The sequence below is a fragment of the Bdellovibrio sp. genome (assembly GCF_036384735.1).
Lineage (GTDB): Bacteria > Bdellovibrionota > Bdellovibrionia > Bdellovibrionales > Bdellovibrionaceae > Bdellovibrio.
Map to the genome: position 1 here is coordinate 24,362 of NZ_DASVLT010000021.1, position 23,176 is coordinate 47,537.

Annotated in this window: 28 protein-coding genes, 1 tRNA gene and 1 riboswitch; of the genes, 15 read left to right on the plus strand and 14 right to left on the minus strand. The window is 43.9% G+C overall.

Annotation, left to right across the window (positions count from 1 at the left end; genetic code table 11):
- The first annotated feature begins 50 nt into the window (after positions 1 to 50).
- The 6 genes from VF412_RS06500 to VF412_RS06525 all read left to right on the plus strand — a co-directional run bounded on the left by VF412_RS06500 (position 51) and on the right by VF412_RS06525 (position 3,818).
- Positions 51 to 815 carry a glycosyltransferase family 2 protein gene (locus tag VF412_RS06500; RefSeq protein ID WP_331338409.1) on the plus strand — a complete coding sequence of 255 codons (765 nt, stop codon included), beginning with the start codon at positions 51 to 53 and terminating at the stop codon, positions 813 to 815.
- Complete coding sequence (locus VF412_RS06505; protein WP_331338410.1) at positions 793 to 1,770, plus strand: hypothetical protein; 978 nt, start codon at positions 793 to 795, stop codon at positions 1,768 to 1,770. Before VF412_RS06500 ends, VF412_RS06505 begins: the two co-directional genes overlap by 23 nt.
- A 91-nt stretch (positions 1,771 to 1,861) precedes the next feature.
- Positions 1,862 to 1,937 (plus strand) — tRNA-His (locus VF412_RS06510).
- 100 nt (positions 1,938 to 2,037) lie between these two features.
- Positions 2,038 to 2,454 (plus strand): hypothetical protein, encoded by a 417-nt coding sequence (locus VF412_RS06515; RefSeq protein WP_331338411.1) that lies wholly within the window; start codon positions 2,038 to 2,040, stop codon positions 2,452 to 2,454.
- Positions 2,455 to 3,058: 604 nt separating this feature from the next.
- A complete protein-coding gene (locus VF412_RS06520) occupies positions 3,059 to 3,349 on the plus strand; it encodes a DUF4258 domain-containing protein (RefSeq protein ID WP_331338412.1) in 291 nt (96 codons plus the stop codon).
- A 1-nt stretch (position 3,350) separates the two neighbouring features.
- Positions 3,351 to 3,818 carry a hypothetical protein gene (locus VF412_RS06525; RefSeq protein WP_331338413.1) on the plus strand — a complete coding sequence of 156 codons (468 nt, stop codon included), beginning with the start codon at positions 3,351 to 3,353 and terminating at the stop codon, positions 3,816 to 3,818.
- A gap of 135 nt (positions 3,819 to 3,953) precedes the next feature.
- Here VF412_RS06525 and VF412_RS20140 read toward each other — a convergent pair whose 3' ends face one another.
- Genes VF412_RS20140 through VF412_RS06545 form a run of 5 tightly spaced genes read right to left on the minus strand, consistent with a single transcriptional unit; the run spans position 3,954 to position 6,232 of the window.
- Complete coding sequence (locus VF412_RS20140; protein WP_422653090.1) at positions 3,954 to 4,067, minus strand: DUF7309 domain-containing protein; 114 nt, start codon at positions 4,065 to 4,067, stop codon at positions 3,954 to 3,956.
- Positions 4,064 to 4,636 carry a DJ-1/PfpI family protein gene (locus tag VF412_RS06530; protein ID WP_331338414.1) on the minus strand — a complete coding sequence of 191 codons (573 nt, stop codon included), beginning with the start codon at positions 4,634 to 4,636 and terminating at the stop codon, positions 4,064 to 4,066. The genes VF412_RS20140 and VF412_RS06530 overlap by 4 nt, the downstream gene beginning before the upstream one ends.
- Entirely contained in the window at positions 4,633 to 5,331 is a 699-nt protein-coding gene (locus VF412_RS06535; protein ID WP_331338415.1) for an aspartate/glutamate racemase family protein, read from the minus strand. Before VF412_RS06535 ends, VF412_RS06530 begins: the two co-directional genes overlap by 4 nt.
- On the minus strand, positions 5,328 to 5,735 hold the full coding sequence (locus VF412_RS06540) for a GNAT family N-acetyltransferase (protein WP_331338416.1): 408 nt from the start codon (positions 5,733 to 5,735) through the stop codon (positions 5,328 to 5,330). The genes VF412_RS06535 and VF412_RS06540 overlap by 4 nt, the downstream gene beginning before the upstream one ends.
- Positions 5,732 to 6,232 (minus strand): MarR family winged helix-turn-helix transcriptional regulator, encoded by a 501-nt coding sequence (locus VF412_RS06545; protein ID WP_331338417.1) that lies wholly within the window; start codon positions 6,230 to 6,232, stop codon positions 5,732 to 5,734. The genes VF412_RS06540 and VF412_RS06545 overlap by 4 nt, the downstream gene beginning before the upstream one ends.
- A 295-nt stretch (positions 6,233 to 6,527) precedes the next feature.
- Here VF412_RS06545 and VF412_RS06550 point away from each other — a divergent pair, with 295 nt between their 5' ends.
- Positions 6,528 to 6,881 (plus strand): hypothetical protein, encoded by a 354-nt coding sequence (locus tag VF412_RS06550; RefSeq protein WP_331338418.1) that lies wholly within the window; start codon positions 6,528 to 6,530, stop codon positions 6,879 to 6,881.
- Positions 6,882 to 7,122: 241 nt separating this feature from the next.
- Here the strand turns inward: VF412_RS06550 and VF412_RS06555 are convergent, their stop codons facing one another.
- Positions 7,123 to 7,410, minus strand: a complete 288-nt coding sequence (locus VF412_RS06555; protein ID WP_331338419.1) for a hypothetical protein — start codon at positions 7,408 to 7,410, stop codon at positions 7,123 to 7,125.
- A 198-nt stretch (positions 7,411 to 7,608) separates the two neighbouring features.
- Here VF412_RS06555 and VF412_RS06560 point away from each other — a divergent pair, with 198 nt between their 5' ends.
- Complete coding sequence (locus tag VF412_RS06560; protein WP_331338420.1) at positions 7,609 to 7,800, plus strand: hypothetical protein; 192 nt, start codon at positions 7,609 to 7,611, stop codon at positions 7,798 to 7,800.
- A 32-nt stretch (positions 7,801 to 7,832) separates the two neighbouring features.
- On the opposite strand, the gene VF412_RS06565 is transcribed toward VF412_RS06560, so the two are convergent.
- Positions 7,833 to 10,121 (minus strand): DUF1566 domain-containing protein, encoded by a 2,289-nt coding sequence (locus tag VF412_RS06565; RefSeq protein WP_331338421.1) that lies wholly within the window; start codon positions 10,119 to 10,121, stop codon positions 7,833 to 7,835.
- A 356-nt stretch (positions 10,122 to 10,477) separates the two neighbouring features.
- Between VF412_RS06565 and VF412_RS06570 the strand changes: the two genes are divergently transcribed.
- The gene (locus VF412_RS06570; protein ID WP_331338422.1) at positions 10,478 to 11,809 is read left to right on the plus strand and encodes a hypothetical protein; all 1,332 of its coding nucleotides are present in this window, start codon (positions 10,478 to 10,480) and stop codon (positions 11,807 to 11,809) included.
- A 27-nt stretch (positions 11,810 to 11,836) separates the two neighbouring features.
- Here the strand turns inward: VF412_RS06570 and VF412_RS06575 are convergent, their stop codons facing one another.
- The 4 genes from VF412_RS06575 to VF412_RS06590 form a co-directional block, all read right to left on the minus strand.
- The gene (locus VF412_RS06575) at positions 11,837 to 12,199 is read right to left on the minus strand and encodes a DUF1304 domain-containing protein (RefSeq protein WP_331338423.1); all 363 of its coding nucleotides are present in this window, start codon (positions 12,197 to 12,199) and stop codon (positions 11,837 to 11,839) included.
- 17 nt (positions 12,200 to 12,216) lie between these two features.
- Positions 12,217 to 12,765 carry a hypothetical protein gene (locus tag VF412_RS06580; protein WP_331338424.1) on the minus strand — a complete coding sequence of 183 codons (549 nt, stop codon included), beginning with the start codon at positions 12,763 to 12,765 and terminating at the stop codon, positions 12,217 to 12,219.
- A 50-nt stretch (positions 12,766 to 12,815) separates the two neighbouring features.
- Positions 12,816 to 13,130: a hypothetical protein gene (locus tag VF412_RS06585; protein ID WP_331338425.1), complete on the minus strand. Its 315-nt coding sequence runs from the start codon at positions 13,128 to 13,130 to the stop codon at positions 12,816 to 12,818.
- 92 nt (positions 13,131 to 13,222) lie between these two features.
- On the minus strand, positions 13,223 to 13,942 hold the full coding sequence (locus tag VF412_RS06590; protein WP_331338426.1) for a hypothetical protein: 720 nt from the start codon (positions 13,940 to 13,942) through the stop codon (positions 13,223 to 13,225).
- Between the two features lie 201 nt (positions 13,943 to 14,143).
- Between VF412_RS06590 and VF412_RS06595 the strand changes: the two genes are divergently transcribed.
- The 3 genes from VF412_RS06595 to VF412_RS06605 all read left to right on the plus strand — a co-directional run bounded on the left by VF412_RS06595 (position 14,144) and on the right by VF412_RS06605 (position 17,085).
- Positions 14,144 to 14,677 carry a hypothetical protein gene (locus VF412_RS06595; RefSeq protein WP_331338427.1) on the plus strand — a complete coding sequence of 178 codons (534 nt, stop codon included), beginning with the start codon at positions 14,144 to 14,146 and terminating at the stop codon, positions 14,675 to 14,677.
- Between the two features lie 147 nt (positions 14,678 to 14,824).
- A complete protein-coding gene (locus VF412_RS06600; protein WP_331338428.1) occupies positions 14,825 to 15,535 on the plus strand; it encodes an HD domain-containing protein in 711 nt (236 codons plus the stop codon).
- A 113-nt stretch (positions 15,536 to 15,648) separates the two neighbouring features.
- Positions 15,649 to 17,085 (plus strand): methyl-accepting chemotaxis protein, encoded by a 1,437-nt coding sequence (locus VF412_RS06605; protein ID WP_331338429.1) that lies wholly within the window; start codon positions 15,649 to 15,651, stop codon positions 17,083 to 17,085.
- Here the strand turns inward: VF412_RS06605 and VF412_RS06610 are convergent, their stop codons facing one another.
- The 3 genes from VF412_RS06610 to VF412_RS06620 all read right to left on the minus strand — a co-directional run bounded on the left by VF412_RS06610 (position 17,086) and on the right by VF412_RS06620 (position 19,578).
- Complete coding sequence (locus tag VF412_RS06610) at positions 17,086 to 17,994, minus strand: polysaccharide deacetylase family protein (RefSeq protein ID WP_331338430.1); 909 nt, start codon at positions 17,992 to 17,994, stop codon at positions 17,086 to 17,088.
- Between the two features lie 282 nt (positions 17,995 to 18,276).
- Positions 18,277 to 18,795, minus strand: a complete 519-nt coding sequence (locus VF412_RS06615) for a nuclear transport factor 2 family protein (protein WP_331338431.1) — start codon at positions 18,793 to 18,795, stop codon at positions 18,277 to 18,279.
- A gap of 27 nt (positions 18,796 to 18,822) precedes the next feature.
- On the minus strand, positions 18,823 to 19,578 hold the full coding sequence (locus VF412_RS06620; protein ID WP_331338432.1) for an SDR family oxidoreductase: 756 nt from the start codon (positions 19,576 to 19,578) through the stop codon (positions 18,823 to 18,825).
- Between the two features lie 128 nt (positions 19,579 to 19,706).
- On the opposite strand from VF412_RS06620, the gene VF412_RS06625 reads away from it, so the two are divergent.
- The 3 genes from VF412_RS06625 to VF412_RS06635 all read left to right on the plus strand — a co-directional run bounded on the left by VF412_RS06625 (position 19,707) and on the right by VF412_RS06635 (position 23,109).
- The gene (locus VF412_RS06625) at positions 19,707 to 20,615 is read left to right on the plus strand and encodes a LysR family transcriptional regulator (RefSeq protein ID WP_331338433.1); all 909 of its coding nucleotides are present in this window, start codon (positions 19,707 to 19,709) and stop codon (positions 20,613 to 20,615) included.
- A gap of 110 nt (positions 20,616 to 20,725) precedes the next feature.
- A riboswitch (purine riboswitch) is annotated at positions 20,726 to 20,823 on the plus strand.
- 10 nt (positions 20,824 to 20,833) lie between these two features.
- Positions 20,834 to 21,823, plus strand: coding sequence for a DMT family transporter (locus VF412_RS06630; RefSeq protein WP_331338434.1), 990 nt, complete (start codon positions 20,834 to 20,836; stop codon positions 21,821 to 21,823).
- Positions 21,824 to 21,954: 131 nt separating this feature from the next.
- The gene (locus VF412_RS06635; protein WP_331338435.1) at positions 21,955 to 23,109 is read left to right on the plus strand and encodes a DUF1513 domain-containing protein; all 1,155 of its coding nucleotides are present in this window, start codon (positions 21,955 to 21,957) and stop codon (positions 23,107 to 23,109) included.
- Positions 23,110 to 23,176: the final 67 nt, after the last annotated feature.

A 23,176-nucleotide genomic window follows, 5' to 3' on the forward strand; every position in this document is an offset into this window, starting at 1 on the left:
GAGCTGCGAATCATTTGACAAGACTTTGATCTGAAGAGACGCTTAGGGGCGTGACGAAACTTCCCATTTCTTTAGTGATTATTACCTTGAATGAAGAGGCTCACATCGAGCGCTGCATTCGTTCAGCTCCCTTTGTCGACGACGTTGTTGTGGTGGACAGTTTTTCGACGGATCGCACCGTTGAAATCGCCAAAAGCTGTGGGGCGAGGGTTTTCCAAGAAAAGTGGCGCGGTTTCGGTCCGCAGAAGGCTTTTGCAGCCAGTCAGGCAAAAAATCCATGGGTTATCTCTTTGGATGCCGATGAGGCTCTGAGTCCCGAACTTGGCGCCGAAATTATGGAATGTTTTGCAGATTTAAATCCTGAAGCAGGTTATCTTTTTCCGCGCAAATCCTATCATCTAGGACGCTGGATCGGCCATGGTGGCTGGTATCCTGATTATCAACTGCGCCTGTTTAATAAAGATAAATCTCAATGGAATTCCGCAGCTTTGCACGAGAAAGTGGAAGTGACGACCCAGATTAAAATGAAGTGTGATTTACTTCATTGGGTGTTTGATAACTTGAGTGATCAAGTGGTGACGAACGATCGTTATTCAAGTTTGGGAGCTCAACAATTGAACGCGGCGGGAAAGAAGTTTTCTTACTTTAAACTTCTGACGAAGCCAGTTTCTAAATTTATTGAGTGTTACTTTTTTAAAGCGGGCTTTCGCGACGGCCTTCCAGGTTTCATTATCGCAGTCGGTGCGGGGTATTCTATTTTCTTACGTCACGCCAAATTATGGGAGATTCAGCGTGTTCACAAAAAAACTTCCTAAATTACTTCAAGTATTTTTAATTGTGATCGCTTTAGCTGTGGCGGCTCGTGGGCAGGCAGCGCCCAGATATCCTATGGTGAGTGAGGTTCAAGGCCAAGTCACTTGGTTGGGCAAGGACGACAAGAAGTTCCCGGTGAAAGCAAGGACTGTTTTAGTCGAACGTGCCGTTCTTGAAACTGGCGAGGGAGCAAGTATTAAAGTAAGTCTTGATCCCGAGCGTACGTTCACGGTTCTTGAAAACTCCCGTGTCTTTTTGCCAAGTATTAGTTGGGAAGGGGGCGAGGCTCCCATTCTGATTTTGAAAAGCGGCCGGCTTCGTTGGCAACAAACTGATGGGAAGACCGCTTACAATGTGGCTTTAAGTTCAGACTTGTTTCAATTTCTGGCACCCAAAGGGGACTTCGTTTTCTCGATGTATCCGGATAAAGCCTTTGCAGGCGTAAAGGTTTTTAAAGGATCATTAGAGTTTTCGGCCCTCAATGGTGAAGAGACGGCACAAGTTCACGAGGGGCAAGAGGTCGGATTTCAAGGAATTCTTGAAGATAAGAAAATCGCTTACGATATTTTGTTAAAGGGAAAGAAGATTCCCCGTGGGCGTCTAACTCCGGTCTCAGAGATCGAAAAGAAAGAGCTCGCAGCTTATTCCTCCGAACAGACCAAAAAACAAAAGGCTGCGGCTGCAAAAAAGGCTCAAGAAAAGAAGGCTCGTGAGGCTGCGAAGAATTCAGAGTTTATCTGTTCGGCTCCGCCTGCGAAGTTCAATCAATGCGCATGGGTCTGTTTGAACAACCCTAAATCGGAAAAGAAGGCCTGCCTGACATCAAGGGCCGAAGTTTCCTGTGTCCGTAGACGCTGTAATGCCAATGGTGTGTGGGCCGAGGAAACCCCGGTTGATGCGGAAAAAAACGGCAGCCCCTGTAAGGCGCAGCCCGTCGTAGCCCCTTGTGATTACTAATAAATTCAAAAAACCGCGAACTTGCCATTTTTTTGATCTTGCACTTTAGCTGAGGACACTGCTATAACAGCATCTCCTTTTTAGGATTGTGGTGGGTATAGCTCAGTTGGTAGAGCATCGGATTGTGATTCCGAGTGTCGCGGGTTCAAGCCCCGTTACTCACCCCAAATTTCTCTTCTCAAAATTCCTGGAAAACTTAAGCTATTAGAAACCTTGGAGACTCTCTCTCAGAGCGGAAGATCGTTTATTTCGATTAGGGGACAGTGAGTGTCAGGAGGGGGCAGTCGTTGGCTGACTCTGGCTGACCCAGTTTTAGGTCAGAGCAGTTCAAATAAATTTGCAGCCAGTCTAAATTCAAGCCTTCACCAGAGGGCTTTTTTATTTCCTAAAGGCAACCGGTCAAAAATCACTGAATTCGGACAGCAAGGTGTCTGGAAATTGACAACCGGCTCTTGCTTACGAACGCAGTTGGAAAGTATTGTTCTTTCGGACTTTGGGGAGTTGGTGACTTCAGAGATTCCAGGTATCAATTTATTCGAGGCCTATACTCAATCAAAGATCATTTTCTTGTTTTTAGATTCCCGCCGGTATGGCGAAACAGCCAAAGCATTAGGTCGTTTTATCCTGCAGGATTTAAAATCCGTTTCAGCAAGAGTTGATGGTGAAGTTCCAAAAGAACAATGAAAGCCATTTTCGGTGATCATCGACGAATTCGCAGATTTAGCCCAAGAAGACTTCATCGGTTTCCTCAACCGGGCCAGCAGTAGTCGGATGTCCGTGGTCGTTGCACATCAGGAGATTTGCGATTTACAGCGTATTAGCCCCGAGTTTGCAAGTCGGCTCATGGGAAAAACACTTCAACCTTATACTCGTTCCTCCAGAAGCACCCAGGGAGCGCAGAGATTATTTCTGGAATGGCGGGGACTCGGACGGCCTGGAAGCAGACCCGGCAGACGGAGCGGTTCGGATTCTTTGAAATTGAATCCGGTGGCGGAAGTCGGCGCGAGGTAGAGGAGTTCTGTATTCACCCCAATGCCATCAAATCGCTGAGACTGGGGAAGTGCGTTTGTATTAAGAAATATCCAGAGGCCCGGGTGTACCTGGCTAATGTGGCATTTGGCTAAAAGTAGGTAGAAATGGAGTTGTATCAAATTGAGACATTGCTTGAAAATAAGCAGAAATACATTATAAGTTACTGTAAATACTATATAAAATGTATCGTATTGTGTAATTATGAGCATTTTGGTAAAGTGCGGGTAGAGATATGTCGATAGAGAAACGACAGAATGTGATTCAGGCTGTGATTGCCGCATTGGAGTCCGGTCAGTTGATTCCTTCGACGCATGCTCAGCAGCAGATGGAAAAACGAGATATTCAAATGAGTGATATCGAGGAAGCCATCTACTCTGCCCATCGCGAAGAAAGTAAAGACAGCCTGACCGACGACGGAAAAAGCTGGAGGTACTCGCTGAGAGGCAAAAACGAAAACGGCGATAAAGATCTCAGAATCATTGTCGCTTTTGCTGATCCGAAGACAATTATAGTGACGGCTATAGATAAGAATAAGAAGGAGGATTAAGATGTCGAAAGTTATAGAGACCTACACATTTACAGGCTTTGGCTTCGATGTACTCCTTAAAAATGTCGTCATTAAAAAGGCCCATGGTGAGGAGTACCCAGATATCAACATGAATGAGTTAAAGCTTTTAACGGCTAAAGCTCTTCTGCGAAGTCAGCAACGACTAACCGGCAATCAGCTGAAGTTTTTGAGAACTTTCTTAAAGATGTCATTCGACGATGTTTCAAAAAAGATTCTGGTGGCAGCTTCCACTCTTCGTTCTTGGGAAGGTAAAGGGAAAGAATTTACCGGACTAAGTTTAGAACAAGAGAAAGCTTTTCGAATCATGGCTATTAACAGAATTCTTGAGAGTGAGAAAAGTCAGTACGATATTAATCTTACTCTAACGAAAGAGTTCTTTGCACCGAAAGAACAGCCAGCTCTTGATATTGCCGCCAATTTAGATTTCTCATTCGTTTCTAATGGATAGATATCTTTAAACTTACTGAGCCCCCTTCAAGAAGAGTGGTATCAGCCTGAAAGAACAACCCACAGATATGGTCTGTGGGTTGCTTATTATTAATTGCAATATGCAGTATTGCCGTACTGACCTGCACCCCTTCACTTATCCACGGTAAATGCAGAGGCCATACGTCTGTTTGGCATTGCCCATTATGCAAATGAAATAGATCTCTTTAGTTTCGGGTATCTCCACGCCGAAAAGTTCTTCGTCACTCACCCCAAATTTTTCTCCTCTAATGGTCGGACGGTCTCATAAATCTTCGCGGCTATTTCTTTTCCAATCAGTTTTTCAATCATCCATAAAGCTAGTTGTGTACCACTCAGACAACGAGATGCCGTCGCAATGAATTCCTCTGCCACAAAAGACTGCTTCTGCGGAATAGCCCCCAATCTTGCCAACTCTTGAAATGCTGTTGGATAGGTAGTGGCGGGTTTTCCATCTAATAAACCTAGCGCCGCCATGATAAGCGCACCAGAATCAATCCCAGCTATGAAAGTTTTCGAAGTATCGAATTTAAACTGTGACAAGAAACCAGCGTCGTAAATTAAAGTTCGAGTTTGCGGGCCACTACAGAATAAAAGGGCGTCGCAAGAGGCAGCAAAGGCATAAGGCCTGTGAGTTTGAACCCATAAGCCTGCTGCAGACTTGAATTGGGGTTGATCGCCTAAAATAAAGACCTGCCAGTCTTGCGACAGGTTCAACAAGCGGACCCTATTTAGTAAATCCCAAGGTAAATAAAAATCCAAATCGGTGAACTGATCAAATAAAACAATACCGATATTCATGGACGTCGCATCTTCATTTCTGATTGGGTTTCCAGCCACTTGGTGACTATGTTGCAAGCTAGGACTTCACTCGCATCAACCAGTGGAATCTCAGACGCAAAGTATTCTTTGACGGAGCTCAGATCCAAACAAGCCAGCAGAATGACTTCAGCACCTTGCTTCCGGGCCGTCTCAATCAAAAAGCGAGCTTCTTCTTTTACTCTTTCAGGTCGAAGTCGCACTGAAGAAATCAGTTGGTCAATTTCATTTTGCCAGAGAGGACGAATCACTTCATAAGATTTCTCCTCGAGTTGCTTTTCGTAGATCTGAGATTCCGCTGTCACTCGTGATGAAATCACTGCGACTTTGGTGTTTGGGAAAGGCAGCGCTTCAACCGCTAAATCGATCATATTCAGTAAAGGCTTGCGGATTTTGCTTTGAAGCTGTGGAAAATAAGCGTGTGCTGTATTGCAAGCAATAGCCATAAAATTGACATTCGTACTTTCAAGTTCACGAAGCCCGCTATCAAGCGCTAGCAGCATTTGTTCATGATCGATGTCTCTGTCGGGATAAAAGGGAGTCGGCACAGAGTAGATAAGAATCTTCGGGAAATCGATGTCATGCTGAGCTCCATACTGAAGCTCGCACTGCCTGAGAATTTGATTTAAAAAAGGACCGGTTGAATAAGGCCCCATTCCCGCGAGAATTCCGATCATGCCTTTTGAGCCTTTCGTTCCATATAACGCCGCGGCTGCTCATTGACGGAAAAACCGAATTTCTCATAAAGGTGATGGGCATCTCGAGTTCTTAAAAACCAGGCGATTCCGATTAAGTCTGGATGATTCAGAACCTCATTCATAAGAAGCTTACCGACCCCTTGACCTTGATGCTTTTTGACGACGAAGACATCGCAAAGATATGCGATCGTCGAAAAATCGGTGACAACTCTGGCAAAGCCTATTTGCTCTTGATCTATATAAGCACCAAAGCAAAGAGACTGCTCAACGGATTTTTGGATTTCGCGTGCGGTTCGATTGCTCGCCCAATAAGTGGCCTGCAACTCTTTTGTAATGAGCTCAAGATCTAATAGTTGTTTGTCCGTTGAAAATTTGTAAATCATGCGAGCCTCCGTTTTGCGCCGTGATAACGAGCTTCCTCAACTCGTCGATAGAGGGATTTTTCAAGCAAGGCTTTTTCGACATTTTCGATGGCCTCTAAAAACCGGGGTTCCGATTCCTTCAAAAGGCGCTGCACCGCCTTGTCGATATAATCCCAGATAGGTTGAAGCTGTTTCGCCGTAGACAGACCTTTGCGACTTAAAGATAAAACTTTGCTTCGCCCATCATCAGGATTTGCCTTAAATTGAACAAGTCCAGCGGCCGCCATCTCTTTAACATAGAGACTCACGTGCGGTTGAGAGATCTGCAAAATTTCCGTCACTTGGGTTATGGTCAGTGCTTTCTTTTCCAGTAGAAGCGTAAACACAGGAAACCATCGCGGCTCAAAATCAATCCCGCTTTCCTTATAAAGCAACCCTACGTCTGCAAGGCACTGGTCGCTTAAGCGTTTTAAACGACTGCCCAGCCCCAGTCCTCCAACATCTTCAAAAATACTCATTAGTATTCCTTTGCATAAATGATTTATATAAATTATTTATGCAAATGGCAACTTCTTAAATTGGTAATTGCTTGATAAGTCTTTAAAAAATGATGTTTTTGAAGCCTGTCGGTAAAGAGGCTCGAAGAAAAAGCCCTGATTACAGCGCTATTAAGACAATGCTCCAAAATACCCATGGTTTCCAGTGCTCACGAAAAATAATAAAATTCAGATGCATCACGCGTTGACTCGTTTTCTCGATCAGATAAGACTCCTGGTGGACAAAAGAAGTCACCACTAAAAAAAGGAGAACACGGTGAAATTTATTATCTGTGCATTGATCGTAGTAGCTTCAACTCAAGTCATGGCTGCAGATGCGGCAACACCGGTGCAGGCACCAAATGCTCAAGGCAGCTTGCAAATCGAATGTGAAGGAATGTTTTTATCACAGCAGTTTTCAAAAACAGTCACGCTTCAAGGAACAAACAAATCTGAAGAGTTGGTTCGTGTCGGAAAAAATAGTTTGGTTATCGGTGGCAGCGACAAAGAGATGTTACTTGCTACAGACGATCACAACATCTTGGTGGAAATTTATGGACAGGCTTTGCTCATTCAAGATGCTAGTCACAACCTTTACGTGAAATGTCTTAGACAGGTGTCATCTAAATAATGAGTCGTGGATTTGTTGCTCAAGGTGAAGAAAATCATGAGCGAGAACTATAATAGATGTAGCTTCAGAAAAATTTTGTACGTGACCAAACACGGCCAAAAAAGAAAAAGCACCGCTCATCGGGGCGGTGCTTTTCAATTTACAGACCTTCTTGGAAACGAAGCTAATAAGTGTGAAAGTTTTTTAGCAAAATTTCTGCCTAAAAAATTTAAGGCTGAAATGAATGGACTGTGAGTAGCCGTTATTGAGGCGATACGATATTATAAACCTGTAAGTCGCCTTCTACAGCACATGCATCAACGCAAACCTTTGTTTTTCCATCCGCATAACTTTTGAGTTCCGCTGAGATACTATCATTAACTCCGTAAATGGAAGATCCATCACTAAACAGTCCGTTGGAACTAATGACGCCGCAGTAATCCCGTAAGTTTGTTGGAGTACCTGCCTGTGTTGTTTCGCATTTATAAGCTAAAGCATATTGTGCTGAAGTTGTGACTGCTAAAATGAATAAGATGTTGAAGAGTTTCATAACATTGTTTCCTTGTGACTATTTGTATTTAATGCGCTGATATTGAAGTCATGTCTATTGTATAGATGTATAAATGGGGGCGGAGTGTTCCTATGAAAAATCTGAGAACACCTACGCAAGGAAGCGGGTCTTTATCCATGCATACGGGGGGCAGGGATGAAGCCTGCCTCAGAGTGAAGTAACTTTCGGAATCCTTTAATGTTTCGTCTCGTGCGCACTCATTGCGTGAGAGATCTTATTAAAACCACTGAGTTTATTGTATTTGAAAAGAACAAAACCCAAAGCGCGGCTCAAGCAGTTCATCTGGTGACACGTCTTGGGGAAAAATATCCGAAGCGAACACAGCTTATCATCGACTTGCATCGTGGATTTAAAGAGAAGAAGTTTTAAACAATTTCACACTTAGGCTTTATCAGCCCTCATTAAAATCTTCGAATGCAACGGACATAATAGGCAGTCGTCTTTGTATAATAATTGCTAGTTCCAAAGCCAAGAGTGCGGTACCAGGCGGTGCCTGTACCGGCTTCAGTGCTAGCCCAGTATGCGCCGGTATAGGAAAAGCCACCGAGTGTGGCTTTATTTTCGGTGATGAACACAAGCTCTTCTTTCGCTGGCAGATACCAGTCTGAATAGCCTGCATAAACCATGTTTTCGCAAAACTTCGCAGCGTCGGTATCAGTGTAATTCGCTGCCAATGCTGCAGACTGAGCAGCTCCGTATTCCATATCATCAGTTGCAATCGCATCAATACCATTTGCTGTTGTGCCGGAATTATTTGCCCAGGCCTTCATTACGGAATCCGTTCCTCCTGCGCATGTGGGTGTACTGGAATCCGTGCAGCCCCCAGGGGTCGTGAAGTATTGATGGCCTTTGTAGGTGCCGGCATAAATCTGCGTCATGCCACTTGACGAATCCGCAGTCCAACAGTCCTGGCCGACAGTGCAATCATCGGTTTGGTTGGTGAGCGCCCATAAGGATCCTAATTTCATAATCGTTGCAGATTGAAGATTTTTACCCTGCATTTCAATGCTCGAAATGCCCGCGGGAAATTTGTCTGAGCCGTTTGGTGTGATAGTCAGGGATTGCGACACTTGTCGATGTATGGTGATGCTAAAGCCATTACTGACTGAACTGAGTGCTGGTAAATTAATTACACCACTGGCATTGTTGCTGTAATAAAAAGCCTTGCCGTTATCCGAAGCCGTGACCGTATAGGAAGCACTTGAAAGGTTGACGGCTCCTGTGATTCCATTGCCAGCGGCTTGCCAGCCGGAGCCGTCATACCACTTGAGCTTATTGGAATCACCCGAATCCACAGCGACGTCACCTGTTGCAGGTGTTCCAGGTAATGCTGAAGCAGTAACTCTTATCGGACCATTCACGTGAAGCAACCGAGCCGGATTCGTTGTTCCAATGCCGACATTTGTTCCATCATAATAAACAGAAGAATTACCCAAAGCCGTCGAGGAACTATAATATGGAACATATCCCGACGTTCCAGAGCCAGATAGAGTCCCCGATGGCAGATCGGCAGAGGTAATCGCTCTGAACGTCGGAGAGCCAGCACTTCCATTTGGTGCTGCAAGGAAGGTGTTCGCAGTTTGTGAGGAATAAGTGATCTGAGAACTTGAGATCGCAATATTGGTACAAGACAAATTATCGGTCGCCGCAGTCCAAGTCAGAGTTTGCCCCGCAGTACAACCCACTCCACCGAAAGCTTGAGCGCCGGTGATTGTAGATCGCAGATCAAACATACTCACAAAGTTCGGAGTCCAGCTTGCTCCATTCCATCTTAATACTTGCCCTGTTGATGAAGGTGCTGTGCCGCTGACAGAGACCCCTTGAATTTTACTAACGGTTGGAGACAATAACATCCCTGATAAATCTCCACTGACTGTGGCGCTGGATTGAATGGCATTGACAATGCGACTGTCATTGCCGGCAGCCACAGTATTTGCCGTTTGACCAACATTCACCGTTAATGCCGGAGTTGAAGTGCCGTTGGCGACACTCAAATATGAATTCGCTGATGAAACAGCGGTCACTGTTCCGCCACCGGTGCCAGAACCTGCAGAACAAGATAAAGAACTTCCATCCCAAGTTAGAAATGTTCCAGCCGTACAGGTAGGAAGTCCCGCCTTGATTAAAAAATCACTGGAAGAGTATGCTCCTAGCTTTTGCGCTGACAGAGAGTAACCCGCAAAAGGAACTGAGCGGATGACGTTATCGGGAGATATCGTTTGCCAGCCACTTCCATCATAAAATGAAACGCGCAGTTTGCGAATGTCACCTGTGGAGGCCGTATAGGTACTGCTTCCATCAGCACAGACATAAGTGCCAGCCACCAGGGAGCACGAACCGCAAGTAAAGATTTTTGTGTTATCGAAAACATCTAGAACACCGACGGTGCCACCGAGAGGATATTGAATGCTCCCGGTGCCGATGGCCACATCAAACACACCGCTTGAATTGACCATGCTGTATCCAGTTATAAGCTCTTGGTAGATGATGCAACTGCCGGAAGGATTTGTAATTTGAAAAATAAAACTGACATTGCTGGATTCTAGAGGAGTACCGTCTGATCTTACAATGCGTCCCTGATAAGTCAGTTGGCCCGGCGAAGCCAGCGATGAAACGCTCGCGAGGACACCCACTACCACAAGGGCCCATTTGACTATGAAATCGCACAAGATCATCCGAAAATTAGTCATAATATATTTTCGGATTTTCCCATTGAGGTCTTGATGAATTTATACAAATTTTGACAGAGAACCCATTTGTTCGATGCAGCATTTTAGAAACAGCATGAATATTTTGAGATTCTGATTCTCTGTCGAATAGCCTGTGTTTGACAGACATTTTTTGGTGAGCGTTCACAGCTTGCACATTCTCTTGTTCCTAAAACAACCAAGCAATTCCTCAGGAAGACTTTCTCAAATTGAGACGGGCACTTCCCTTGCATTTTCAAAGTCATATGGAAAAAATTTGTCTTCTGTTTTTGACCCTTTGTAGTACGAGCCTGGTGTGGGCGGCCTCGGCGCAACAAGCGGCCTTGTTGAGGCAACCCGTGAAAGACCTCTGCGAACAAAACATGGGGGGTGGGCGAGATATTCTTCTTGCTTACGATATCAAAGAACATTTCTTAGATCCTGCGACTTTAAGTATTGCTGATCGAAATAGTCTTTTTTCATCGCCCAAAGTTTTCCGCGAGAACATGGATAAATATATTTTCCCGGATGGAATGGTCTTAAATCAAATTCCTAATAAAGAAGTGCGAGCTCTTTTGCCGGAAGCCTCAGGTCTGAAGTTGGAGGACTTTGATTTTCTTATGGCCACTAAGGGAGAGCACTCTACAGGTGATAGACTGACATTGACAGAATTCAAAAAATTAAAAGCCAGCCCAGAGCTGACAGATAAGGCCTTGGGAAAATACGTTCGCGCCAAGTACATGGCAGTTTGTGGGTTGACGCAATTAAATTCTCTTCAAGAATGTGCAGGTAATTTAGAGAAAATCTACACTTGGGCACAGCCGGTTATCGCTTCGAACAATATCACGAACTTCATGCTGCCAGAGCTTTATGAAAACGTATTTCTTGGTTCAAAATATACGGAAGGACTGAAGGTCGCAGCGAAGAAAATCGTAACATGGGCTCTTGAAAATAACCTTTCTTCTAACGACAATCTTTTCTCTGTTTTGCAAAAGTCATTTGTGCAAACCGGTGACAGTCAGGAGGTCGCAGAAGCAAAAGCCATGGATGTATTAGGATTTATATCCACTGGGGGACCGAATCTTCCTGGTAGGCTATGGCAGTTTGAATACTCTACAGATCAACGCTGGCAAAATATTGTGGCGCTGGGATATATTTCTGCCACGACGCCCATGTTAGATTCAATGGCTCTTGAAAAGTATGGCCATACATTCAGTCTTCCTAGCGAAGTTAAAAGCTCTTGCGATAACGGCAAGCTTTATCATTTTTGGATGACGAGCTATTTTTCGTACAGACTTGTGAAAGAAGGAAGTTCTGCTAAAGCTGCCGCAACCGCAGCATTCTTAAGTGAAAAAGGCTATCAGATGCTTTCAAATACTTTTGGTCGCGACCCAGACAGAGTCTTCATGACAAAAGCGTTCGGAGGTTGGAATAACATGATTCGCATTGATTTGTCTCTGGCGTCTGCAGGTGCGGCCTTCGGCGCGAATTTAGCGAAAGGAAAAGTGCGATTGATCGACGTCGATTCCGGCATTCGCAGTGTCTTCGCGGAAAGCAAAGATTTACCTCCATCAACTCAAATTCAAACGAATAATTTGTGGCAGGATCTTCAAGGGCTTCCAGCCTACGAGCGGTTTAATACTTTGATTGCACCAGATACATTTTTGAAGTCATTACTGAAGTCGATGTGAGATTGTGGCAAGTGAGTACTGATTCACTTAGTCCATCAATAAAAGGATCATAGCGATGGCTGCAGGAACAGCTTGCACAAAAAGAATCTTTTTACTCACACTGTAGGCTCCGTAAAGGCCTGCTACGATGACACATCCAAGAAAGAACGCTTTGATCTGAAAAGCAAACTCAGGAAGAGGGTGAACAAGTCCCCAGATCAGTCCCGCGGCAAGAAAGCCATTGTACAGTCCTTGATTCGCAGCCAACACAGCAGAGGCTTGTGCCTTCGCAAGAGACTGTCCGAAAACCTTAAGGCCTTTGGGCTTTGTCCAAAGGAACATCTCTAAGATCAAAAAGTAGATATGCAATAAAGCGACGACGGCTACGAAAATATTTGTAATTACAGTCATACGATTAGTATGCCTGGTTATGGCTTTAAGTAAATAGAAACAGTTTCGGCCCTAGAAACTTGTTGTTTCAAATAGGCACTTCGACCCCGTCGATCGACAACTTGCAGGCGATATGATTTATTTGACGGAACGTAAAATTTAAAACTTCCGGTTTCAGTGGTCAAAATTTTTGCGAGTTCTTTTTCTGATGCGATATCTAATAGTCTCACGGTCACGCGCGAACAAGGTGATGTGGCAAACTGCTTTTCTTCTTCACCGTAATAGCATGTTCCGGAGATATAATGAGCGGATTTAGTATCGCTGTTACTTATGACTTTGGCGATTCCTTCAACGGCTCCATAGAGCGCAGCCGCTGCCGCATTTCCGATGACAGTAGCTTGAGAACTACTTTGAATCAATCCTGTGTCCATAATAGGTGGCCCGATGGGGACTTCTTTTGCACTTTCGGCGGAAGGCTCGGGGGCAAGATAAGATTGGTTCGAGGGAACGGATTGTGCTTTCTTTGTCGAGACTGAACAAGCCGTCACAAGACTTATCAAAAGACCAAGGAGGATGTAATTCTTCATGTTAGAATTAAACCTCCTTATAAGGCGCACTTTCAAGAAAAACCAGTGCGTTAATCAGCGCAGTTGCCGGTGCTTTGTCCGCTTTCTTGAGAGTTAAAGTAAATATCGATGATCCAAGAGCCGTCTTTGCATGTGAAAGTCGCGTAGCCTACGCCGCCAGCGAAGTCTGTGGAAGCTTCAACAATCTGAGATGAGCCAGAGGGCGCCGCATTGATAGGGCCGGCGCACTCGGCATGGTCAAGCCATGGTGAATGCCCATCGCTGTCCCAGTGAATGATTTGAGCCGGGCAGTTAGGTTGTGAGATATTTTGTGCAAATGCGTTGGTGCTTAAAAATAGGCCGAATACAACAAACAGACGTTTCATGCAGAGTTCCTTTTTGAGAGAAACATTCTTACCTGAAATTGCTGTCAAGAATTGTTAGGATTCGGCTAGGATTTTTTGTCTTATTGAGGTGCTCAGTAGTGAATCTCAATAGCCTTGTACTTAATAACTCGGCGATTTTGCGGAGCAATTAAATGCGCCCAAAGAGGTTGTGGAGCTAATCCAGAGTCTGTCAAAGTATAGAGCTTCTTCGAATGAATTTCTCGAAGCGTTAAGGTGTATCTATGAGTCCATGTGTATGGAATATGCTCTTTGAAAACTTTGATCACATCAAAAGTGGTATTGGCTGGGATCGTTTGATTGTTAAGAGTGACGGGCAGGGAGTTTATCAATTGATCACCCACTTTTGCCTCACGAATGATTAGACTTGGATTTTGTGAAAGTGGATCTCTGATCTGTGCGAAGTTTGCGACGACGATTTGCGGGGCAGCCTTTGCTCCTAAATCGATAGAGTTGCCTGTGGGCTGAAGATTCTGATCCAGCTCTTCAACGGTGATACCATAAACTGTGTTAGGACTTTGTGGATCGTTCGCATAGGTATTAAACGAATTTGCGATAGAGACACGATAAAGATGATCCTTATAAAGACCCTTTTGATGGTATTCGGAAAGTGTCAAAGCAATCTGCTGATCCTTGTCGGGCATCGCAATTTCTGGGTTCGATTCGACTTCAAAGAAATCCTGCCGAGCCTGAAGCAAAAGGCGTGGGCGTAAATCATCAAAGGTTACCGGCAGGCTATCAGCCCAAGAACATGAGCTATAAAGAAGGACCAATCCTAAGAGCAGCTTTATCATACCGATTGTGATGCAGGTGTCATTCCTGCTCTGGGCGCTCTATAAGCGAATGGAAGGCCTTTAGTCATGTATTTTATGCCCGACGAAGCTCAAAGTGAGCCACAAACAATGCATCATGTGGCTTTGCGATGAGTCATGTCCCATTTTTATTTGCCTGAGACAGTGAACGCCTGAACACTTTAACTTCACGGAGGATACTAAATGAAATCACTTGTTCTTATTTTGGCATCTGTTTTCTCAGCTAACGTATATGCATCTTTAAATGTCACATCTAGTACTAAAGAAGCTTTGGTTATTCCGGCCAGTGCATCGAGCTGCTTAGCTCGAAAGCAAGCAGGCTCTTCCGCTCCTAAAGCAGATATTCCTGCGGCTTACTTTAGAATTCCGAATATCACATTCACGAAAAGTAGCAGCAAAGATATGTATATTGCTCAGATCAAAGTTTCTTTGACTGTGCCGGGCTCATCTTCGCCGTACACGTGTGTAATTGCTGGTGATGCTTTATCTGCATTAAGTCAGCAATGGTGGCCAGAGGCGACGCCGGTTGACAGTTTGATTCCCGCAGGTACGGCTTCACTAAAAACGGATTGCCCATTATATTGTGGTAATATTCCGACTGATAAAATGTTCTCTGCGACGGCAACTATGCGAGTTGATGGGTACGAGCAGGATCGTAACAGCGATGATCAATCTCCCGTAAGCGCACACCTGAATTTCACTGTAACGAATCAATAAATTTAGATTTTCTGAATTTTAAATGGAAGCCTGTTCAAAGTGAGCAGGCTTTTTTATATCCCCTGTGGGTCAGATTTTGACCTTTGAATTATCAATCTCGTAAGTGGGTTTATATTGAGATAATTGTTCACTCAAGGCAGGTGTCCTATGAAAACAATGATTCTTTTTAGTTTTGTATTCTTGTCGGCTTTTGCGCATGCTGAGCTCATCGCGGCGACATCTCCAGCGTCTACAACAGCGACAGGTATTCCAGTAAATACTCCGTGGAAACAAAAGGTGTATGCTTTTGCTCAGCAATATGTCGTGCATCCGTCCTGGGGAATGGCTCATTCAGAACGTGATTATCAAATGACCTTAAAGTTAGCAAAGCTTTCAAATATTGAAATTGATGAAGAAGTGCTATTCGTATCTGCTTTCCTGCATGATGTAGGAGGGCTTCCTCCATTTTATAAAGAAGACGTCGATCATGCTGTGCGCTCGGTGCAAGTCATCGAGCCATTGCTTCCGACCTGGGGCTTTCCGATGCAGAAATGGCCTCAAGTTAAAGACATGATTTTAGGTCACACTTATTATGGGCCATTGCCAACATCGAAACCTGCTGAAGCTTTTCATGATGCTGATGTATTGGATTTCTTGGGTTCCATCGGTGTCGCACGCATTATGGCTGTGACAGAGGAACAAAATCACATGAACTCGACATTAAAGCCAGGAGTGGGAACTTTAAAAAGCTTCGCAAAAACAATGGCGGCAAAGTGCGTCTTAGATCCTTGTAAGGACTTAGCTAAACCTCGTCAGGCAGAAATAGATCAGTTCTTAAAGTCCATCGAGGAAGAGAGTTTATCTTACCAAGCTCTTTGAAAAAATACGTGGCCAAAAGTCTGGCTTTAAGGCGCGATTGATTAAAGGATCTTAAGTTTAAGATGGAAGTCCCGACCAGTTGATTGTTATTTCAAACCGAGATCGAGAACTTCATGAGTACGTCAACGTTGAGCCTTAATCTGCGCGCAAAGATTTTACTTTTAACTTTAATTACAGCGCTATCTGTTGGTGGCGTTTTTAGCGTTGTATTGATTCTTACAGCTATTCAAAATGAACACGTCGTTAATAATCTTGTGAATCGTGCACAAAAAATGCGTGATGTTGGCAAAATTTCTTTTGTTTTTAAAAGCGAAGTGCAGGCGTGGAAAGACGTTCTAATTCGCGGAAAAGACCAAGAGAGTTTCGCAAAATACTCTAAAGAGCTTACCGACAAAAGCCTTGAAGTACGCTCAATGACTCAAGACCTTCAATCTCGTTTAACGGATCCTGCTGATCGCGCTTTGACAGAAGACTTTCTTTCTGCGGAAGCGAATTTGTACAATCAGTATCAAGAGGCCAAAAAGAATTTCCTACGGGAAAACGATCATAATTACCAAGCTGCGGATATGGCTTTGAAAGGGAAAGATCGTCCAGTAACGGAATCTCTGAATAAGCTGACTGCAAATTTTGATAAGAAACTTGAAAAAACAAGTCAGGAAAGTATCGAGGCGATTCATAAGACTATGAATACCGGCTTTATGATTGCAATCGGCGTTACATTGGTTGTTCTTCTTGCGGCTTCCTTTATGTTAGGTCGGATTTCCAAGAAGCTCACGGCAATTTCAATGTCCATTGAAGCCGTATCTTCTAGTATCGATGAGGCCGTTGTAGAGATTTCTACAGCCAGCAACCGTCTTGCTAGTGCCAATACCGAGACTGCGGCGTCTATCGAAGAGACATCTGCCTCTTTAGAAGAAATTGAAAGCATGGTGAAGAAAACCAATGATTCACTCATAGCGACTGTGAAGCTTGCTTCTGACGGGAACAGGACAGCGGGGCAAGGCGAAACAGAGATGACCCATCTTGTAAGTTCGATGAACGATATCAGGAAAAGCTCTTCCAAGATGGAGGAAATTATTGCGGTTATCGATGATATCGCATTTCAGACCAATCTTCTGGCTTTGAATGCTTCCGTCGAGGCGGCTCGGGCTGGCGAGCAGGGAAAAGGTTTTGCGGTTGTTGCCGATGCAGTAAGAACATTGGCGCAAAGAAGTGCGACCTCTGCGAAGGATATTTCTGCTTTAATTAAAGACAGTGTCGCTAAAATTGAGGGGGGCGCACAAGTCGCCAATAACAATGAGACTGTTCTTAAAGATATGTTAGTGTCGATTAGGAAAATTTCTGAATTAACTTCAGAAGTGGCATCGATGGGCAGTGAACAGCTATCAGGGGTTAGCCAAATCTCAAAAGCGGTCGGTCAACTTGATCAGGCTTCCCAGACAAATGCGGCATCCGCTGAGGAAACCGCAGCTTCAAGTGAGAGACTTAGAGAGCAGTCTAAAAGCTTACAACAGGTCGTTAGTGATCTTCGCCGTGTCGTAGAAGGATAATCATAGACCTAAGGCATCCATCTTGGGCTTTTCGTAAACATCATCCTCACCAGGATAGCGAAGTTCCGAATCATATTTGCCGGTTTCCTTTGCCAAAGCCCAGATAAGACTTTGTCCAGAAGGCATGCTTTGAGGTCGTTTTTCAAAAACAGGGTCTTTAAATGCTTCCTTTGCATCGATTATTTTCCAGCCTTTTGACTCAAACATCGTCAGTAGATCGTCGAGGAAAAGAGCATTCAGCAGAGTGTAATGAACCAGAATCGTGTGCTTCACTTCGCGACCTAGAATCTTTTTGGAAAGCTCGTTATAGTATTGAGCTCGATCCCAGATATGGGCGAGATAATAATCGCGATAGGGTTTTAGATCGGCGTTTGGATCTGCTGCCAATTTTTCTCGAAGTCTTTGATCAATATACCAATCCGACGTATCGATAGTGACCGCTCCGATCTGATAGCCACGGTTTTTCAACCATGTACGAAGTAAATCTCGCTTCTCAATTGTGTTACCTTCGGCAAGCATGGGGAAGCGAAAGATCTTTTCGAAGTTCGGAATTTTTTCTAAAATTTCTTCACAAGCAATGATTTCTTGTTTCTCGTCGTGAAAAGTCACTTTCGCATTATAGGGTCTGTGATTGAGTGTGTGATTGCCGATCAGGTGACCTTGGCCGCTCCATGCATTGAGAAGCTTCTTATCTTGCTCATTTTGGATATATTTTCCAACAACGAAAAGAGCGGCTTTAGTATGATGTTTTGATAGTGCAGAAAGAATTTTTTCATTTCTTTCGGGGGCGGTCAATTTCATTTCCTCATGGACGTTGAAATCATCCATTGTGATACTAACTTCGGCCGAGAAAGAATTGAGTACGAAAAAAAATGTACTGCCTAATAAAATGAATCCTAATTTTGTCATTTTTTAAAAATATCAGCGAGGAGAGTTTGGAAGCAAATAAATTTCGCTATCTTAAGTCAATCTGCCGCAGAGGCTTCCACGTTACGAATATCAACGCTGAAAATCTGCGCAGGCATGGGAACTGAGTTTTTTGAAAATATAAATCCAATGAATAATAGCGAGTGCATAAATGCGCTCGCTATTATTCCAGCAACAAATTTCTCATTTCTGACGGTCATTTCATGTATGACCTTGATTTGTTAATGCAGTAATTTGCATTAACAAGACGTGGCGATGTGGAGTCTAGCGGGGTTGAAGTGATCCCGCTAGATTTCCAAGGACTCCAAGTTGTCCTAAAAGTTGAGTCGCAGCTGTGTAACAGTGAAATGAAACCACTTTGCCATTTTTGATTTTAAAAATATCTAAACAAGGTGTGCTCATTTTTTTATGAGTCGCTGGCAGATCTCCTATGGGAAAGCCAAGGGGGCCTTTTTGAGTTCCGTTTAATGAAAGCTCCACAAAGACCATGTCGCCGACGGTCCACATGCTGTAAAGTTCGCGGTGCATGTCGGGGAATGCCTTCGCATAAATCTCGACCACTTTACCAGTTTCTTTGCCATAATAATTGATTCCGGCAGAGACATCCCAGAAGTGTCCATCTTCAGTGAAAAGATCCGCGAACGCTTTCGCATCTTGTTTTTCTGCGACGGCATAAAGGCCGCGAATGATTTCTTCGTTTTTTGAGTTACCACCGACAACATCTTGGCGTGTTGCTAGGGCAGGTGATGCGAATGGATTGACTGTTTCGATTGTGTTATACATTTTAAACCTCGTAATAGTGTTATATTTTTAAATTTGAGTCATGCCGCCATCAACGATGAGCTCGATCCCAGTCACATAGCTGCTGTCATCGGAAGCTAAGAACGTCACGGCTTTTGCAATTTCATCTGTAGTGCCAGCGCGGCCCAATGGAATCTGCTGTGACATCTGTGCTGTAAACTGTTCGATTTGTTCCGTAGAAAGTCCTAGTTCTGTTTTGTAGGCCTCGGTAGGAACAAGACCTGGCATGATTGTGTTCACACGAATTTTTCTATCTTTAAGATCTGTAGACCAACCCCGAGCAAACGAGCGAATTGCTGCTTTTGTCGCTGCATAAGTGCTGAAGGCAGGCATGCCTTGAAGTGCTGCTGTCGAACCCGCAAGAATGATCGAAGATCCGTCGTTAAGTAGTGGAAGGGCTTTTTGAACTGTAAACACGGTGCCTTTAACGTTGATGTCGAACTCTTTATCGAATTGTGCTTCGGAAATTGAACCCAAAGGGGCGAAGCTTCCGCCGCCAGCGTTTGCGAAAAGAATATCAAGTCGTTTGCCTGACTCTTGGATCTTAGCCATCACACGATCTAGGTCTTGAAGTTTAGAAATATCCCCTTGAATCGCGGTTGCTTGAGCACCAAGCTCGAGGGCCGCTTTGTCTAGTTCAGTTTGTCTTCTGCCAACGATAAAGACATGGGCACCTTCGCTGATAAAGCGTTTTGCTGTTTGAAGGCCGATGCCGCTTGTACCACCAGTGATAAGAGCTGTTTTGTTAGTTAGTTTTTGCTTCATTGTATTCTCCTTTGTTGTGACGTCGTTAATTTGTGATCGTCTATGCAATTAATATATCGGCGATTGCACTGTTTGATTAGATAGATTAAAGTGAAATCATTGTTTCCTATAACGAACAATGAGGGGTTATGTTGGATTTAAATGCAGTTATGATCTTCACGAGAGTGGTAAAATCCTCTAGCTTCTCGAAGGCGGCATCTGAATTGGGTGTGACGAAATCAACGATCTCAAAAAAGATCTCAGAGCTAGAGACGTACCTAGGCGCAACACTTCTAAAAAGGACTACACGCAGTCTGCAACTCACAGACATGGGAAGACAGTTCTTTGATCAGGCCTCGCGCGGTCTTTCCGAAATCAAAGAAGCATCGGATTTAGCGCAAGCTTCTAGCTTAGAGCCTCAAGGAAATTTACGAATCACCGCACCGGGTGATTTTGCCCCAAGCATTGTGGCTCCGTTGCTTGCGGGATTTCTAGAAAAGTTCCCGAAGGTTTCTGTCGAGATGGTTTTGACAGATCGTCTTTTGGATTTGGTCGGCGACAATATCGATGTCGCCATGCGCGTGGGCAAGCTTAGTGACTCTTCTTTAAGAGCAAGAAAAGTAGGGCGTGATGTTTTCAAATTTCTGGCTTCACCCAGTTATGCAAAAAAAATGAAAGATGCGAAACATCCCGAAGATCTTAAAAAATACAAATGTCTTTTGTTTGCACCGAAGACCGAGCTTAAAAAATTTCAGATCAGATCTGGAAACAGTCGTTACATCTATGAACCAAAACCGATGTTTGTTGCGAATAATATTCTTTCCGTCAAATCGCTAGTGATGGAAGGATCTGGAGTTGCTCTTTTGCCAGTTTCGACTTGTCGTGAAGAGTTGCAGAATAAATCTTTGCAAATCGTTTTGCCGGATTGGGCCTTAGATGATGCTCCGGTTCACCTTGTCTATCAGAAGCATTTATTTACGCCACCAAAGGTTCAGGCCTTTATTGCGTACATGGAGCCGCTGTTGAAGCCATTCTTCCAAAGCGAATTTGAGTCTTGATTGCTTAAATTTTAGGGTGAGACCCGCTTTTTTCCTTTTAAAAACGTCATATTGCGAGAAGAAATGAAGTGGAAATGGTTGAAGACGTTGCCTTTTGGCTGCATCTTTATTATATTGAAACCCAACAATAGGGTATAAGTTCATAATTCGGTTGAACGTCTCTACCAACTACCGCCAATAGTTGACTACCTCGTTAGAAAAAATTTGGCGGTTACTCAATGCAAGTTTCATCACACAGATCTGACGCGCCCAAGGCGAGTCTTTTGAAAGGCGTGCTTTTTATTCTCATCGGCTCTTCGAGCTATGGAATGCTTTCGACCTTTGTAAAGCTCTCTTACAAGCAAGGCTATACAACAGCTGAAGTCACAGGGGCTCAGTTCGTGATTGGTGCGTTTGTGGTCTCTTTGTTGGCATTGTTTCTTCCCAAAAATGCTGCCAAAGCGACATTCTCTGATAAATGGAAGTTGATGGTGACAGGAACCACAACGGGACTGACGAGTGTTCTTTACTATGTTTCCGTGAAGTACATCGCGGCCTCTATCGCTGTTGTCTTATTAATGCAATCTGTGTGGCTCGGTGTGGTTTTTGAAAGCTTGTTCAAAAAGACTTGGCCGACATTAGATAAAGTCATTGCAGTCGTTCTTGTGTTGGTAGGAACTGTTCTGGCAACAAATGCTCTTGATACTGCGAGCACTCAATTAGATATTCGTGGATTTATTTTTGGTATTCTTGCCGCAATTTCTTTCAGTGGCACAATGATGTCGACGGGAAGCGTGGCTTCCCACTTGCCGTCAGTGAAGCGCAGTCAATTCATGTTATTCGGTGGTGGCCTTGTTGTTCTTGTTTTTGCATTTATGACTCAGTTGGGGCCTCGCTACTTCGGGATCGAAATTTTAAGTTCTGATTTTATCCAAAATAAGCCTTTTGAGTTTTCAATTTTTTGGACTTACGGACTTTTTGTTGCCGTCTTTGGAACGATTTTACCCCCTATCATGTTAAATAAAGGGTTCCCTATCACAGGTGTTGCTTTGGGCAGTATCATCTCGTCGATGGAGCTTCCATTTGCAACCCTGATCGCATTTGCCTTGTTGGGTGAACATATCGGTAGAGTGCAGCTTTTGGGCGTAGGGTTGATTCTGTTCTCAGTATTCCTACTAAATTATCGAATGATTCTGAAAGAGAAATTGAAGCTGGCCGTAGAGAAGTAATGCGCCATTGATGGAATACCTTTCCAAGCTTGCAATGGAAAGGCCGGTTCGTCTTGTTTTGCGACGAAATCTTGTGAGCCCACATGCTCGTGATATAATTGAGATAATTTCTCGGAATATCAGGAGCGTAAATGGAAAGACGAGAATTCTTGCGAAACTTCGTGCAAGGAAGTGGCCTTTTGTTGGCTCAAGGTCTCGTTTTACCTTCAATATTTCTTTCCCAAACCGCTGAAGCCTCATCCGATCTTAGCTTCCAAAGATATCTTGTCACAGCTCATACCGATAAAGATCTTAAACATTATCTCGATTTTGATAAGAAGATTTCTAAACCTATTGATGGTGAAATTCATATTCTTGATTTAGCTCATCAGTCCCTACGCAAAGTTGATGTTCCGGCGTATTGTCACGGATTTGCGCAACATCCGATAAATACAAATGTCATCTTTGGCGTAGAGAAGTGGGGAAATCGGGCCATTGTTTTTGATCTGAAAACCGGCAAGGTTCTACAATCCTTAAAGGCACCAGAGAATTTTCGCTATTTCGGCCACGGGGCTTTCGATCCTTCAGGGCAAAAACTCTACACTTCAGCAAGTCGGTATGATTCGAATTTAAACGCGGTTCTAGTCTACAATACAAAGACCTGGACTCACGAACAAAGCATCGAGCTAGGGCACGTTGAAAGTCACGAAATACGCCTTCGTGATGACGGAAGAAGCTTTTTAATTGCGACTCGGTTTCGACATCATTTCGACAATAAAGAACTTGATAGTGGTGGAGAGCTTGTCGAAATCAATATTTCTGATAACAAAATTATACGTCGTTATCCCGTGCCCTTTGCAGATCATATACTCAGGATCAGTTCAGATGTCTACGTTGTAGGGACTTCCATCTCGCGGCCTCACTCGAATGCCTACGCAATGGATTTAAAAAAAGGCAGTGTATTGGATTTACGAGATGCTAGCGGATACGATCCGGAATTCATGAACGGTGAAACGCTGAGTGCTGGAAAGATCGACAGTGATCATGTGGTCATGACTATCCCTGCATCACAAATGTTTTTCATCTGGAATATCAAGACCAATCAGGTGATAAAACAAAAAGCTGAGGGATGGGATAATGGAGTCGCTGTTGTAGCTGATTCACAGTTCATAGTGACAAGCGGAGACAATGGCGACATCAAAAGCTACAAGTTCATATCCAACAAAATTGTCTCACCGGACGATGTCTTTAATGAAAAGAAGGTAAAGCTCGGCAACGGGCGCCATGTTTATCTTTTCACTTCCTAAAAAATGATTCTTCGATCCTGTTATCTTTGATAAGAAGCAAAGGCGGCTTTTTATTTTTGTGCACTTT

Coding starts and splice junctions, on each gene's coding strand:
- VF412_RS06525 (WP_331338413.1), top strand. CDS start 3,351: ATGTCGAAAGTTATAGAGACCTACACATTTACAGGCTTTGGCTTCGAT.
- VF412_RS06530 (WP_331338414.1), bottom strand. CDS start 4,636: ATGAATATCGGTATTGTTTTATTTGATCAGTTCACCGATTTGGATTTT.
- VF412_RS06535 (WP_331338415.1), bottom strand. CDS start 5,331: ATGATCGGAATTCTCGCGGGAATGGGGCCTTATTCAACCGGTCCTTTT.
- VF412_RS06540 (WP_331338416.1), bottom strand. CDS start 5,735: ATGATTTACAAATTTTCAACGGACAAACAACTATTAGATCTTGAGCTC.
- VF412_RS06545 (WP_331338417.1), bottom strand. CDS start 6,232: ATGAGTATTTTTGAAGATGTTGGAGGACTGGGGCTGGGCAGTCGTTTA.
- VF412_RS06555 (WP_331338419.1), bottom strand. CDS start 7,410: ATGAAACTCTTCAACATCTTATTCATTTTAGCAGTCACAACTTCAGCA.
- VF412_RS06560 (WP_331338420.1), top strand. CDS start 7,609: ATGTTTCGTCTCGTGCGCACTCATTGCGTGAGAGATCTTATTAAAACC.
- VF412_RS06565 (WP_331338421.1), bottom strand. CDS start 10,121: ATGACTAATTTTCGGATGATCTTGTGCGATTTCATAGTCAAATGGGCC.
- VF412_RS06575 (WP_331338423.1), bottom strand. CDS start 12,199: ATGACTGTAATTACAAATATTTTCGTAGCCGTCGTCGCTTTATTGCAT.
- VF412_RS06580 (WP_331338424.1), bottom strand. CDS start 12,765: ATGAAGAATTACATCCTCCTTGGTCTTTTGATAAGTCTTGTGACGGCT.
- VF412_RS06585 (WP_331338425.1), bottom strand. CDS start 13,130: ATGAAACGTCTGTTTGTTGTATTCGGCCTATTTTTAAGCACCAACGCA.
- VF412_RS06590 (WP_331338426.1), bottom strand. CDS start 13,942: ATGATAAAGCTGCTCTTAGGATTGGTCCTTCTTTATAGCTCATGTTCT.
- VF412_RS06595 (WP_331338427.1), top strand. CDS start 14,144: ATGAAATCACTTGTTCTTATTTTGGCATCTGTTTTCTCAGCTAACGTA.
- VF412_RS06600 (WP_331338428.1), top strand. CDS start 14,825: ATGAAAACAATGATTCTTTTTAGTTTTGTATTCTTGTCGGCTTTTGCG.
- VF412_RS06605 (WP_331338429.1), top strand. CDS start 15,649: ATGAGTACGTCAACGTTGAGCCTTAATCTGCGCGCAAAGATTTTACTT.
- VF412_RS06610 (WP_331338430.1), bottom strand. CDS start 17,994: ATGACAAAATTAGGATTCATTTTATTAGGCAGTACATTTTTTTTCGTA.
- VF412_RS06615 (WP_331338431.1), bottom strand. CDS start 18,795: ATGTATAACACAATCGAAACAGTCAATCCATTCGCATCACCTGCCCTA.
- VF412_RS06620 (WP_331338432.1), bottom strand. CDS start 19,578: ATGAAGCAAAAACTAACTAACAAAACAGCTCTTATCACTGGTGGTACA.
- VF412_RS06625 (WP_331338433.1), top strand. CDS start 19,707: ATGTTGGATTTAAATGCAGTTATGATCTTCACGAGAGTGGTAAAATCC.
- VF412_RS06630 (WP_331338434.1), top strand. CDS start 20,834: ATGCAAGTTTCATCACACAGATCTGACGCGCCCAAGGCGAGTCTTTTG.
- VF412_RS06635 (WP_331338435.1), top strand. CDS start 21,955: ATGGAAAGACGAGAATTCTTGCGAAACTTCGTGCAAGGAAGTGGCCTT.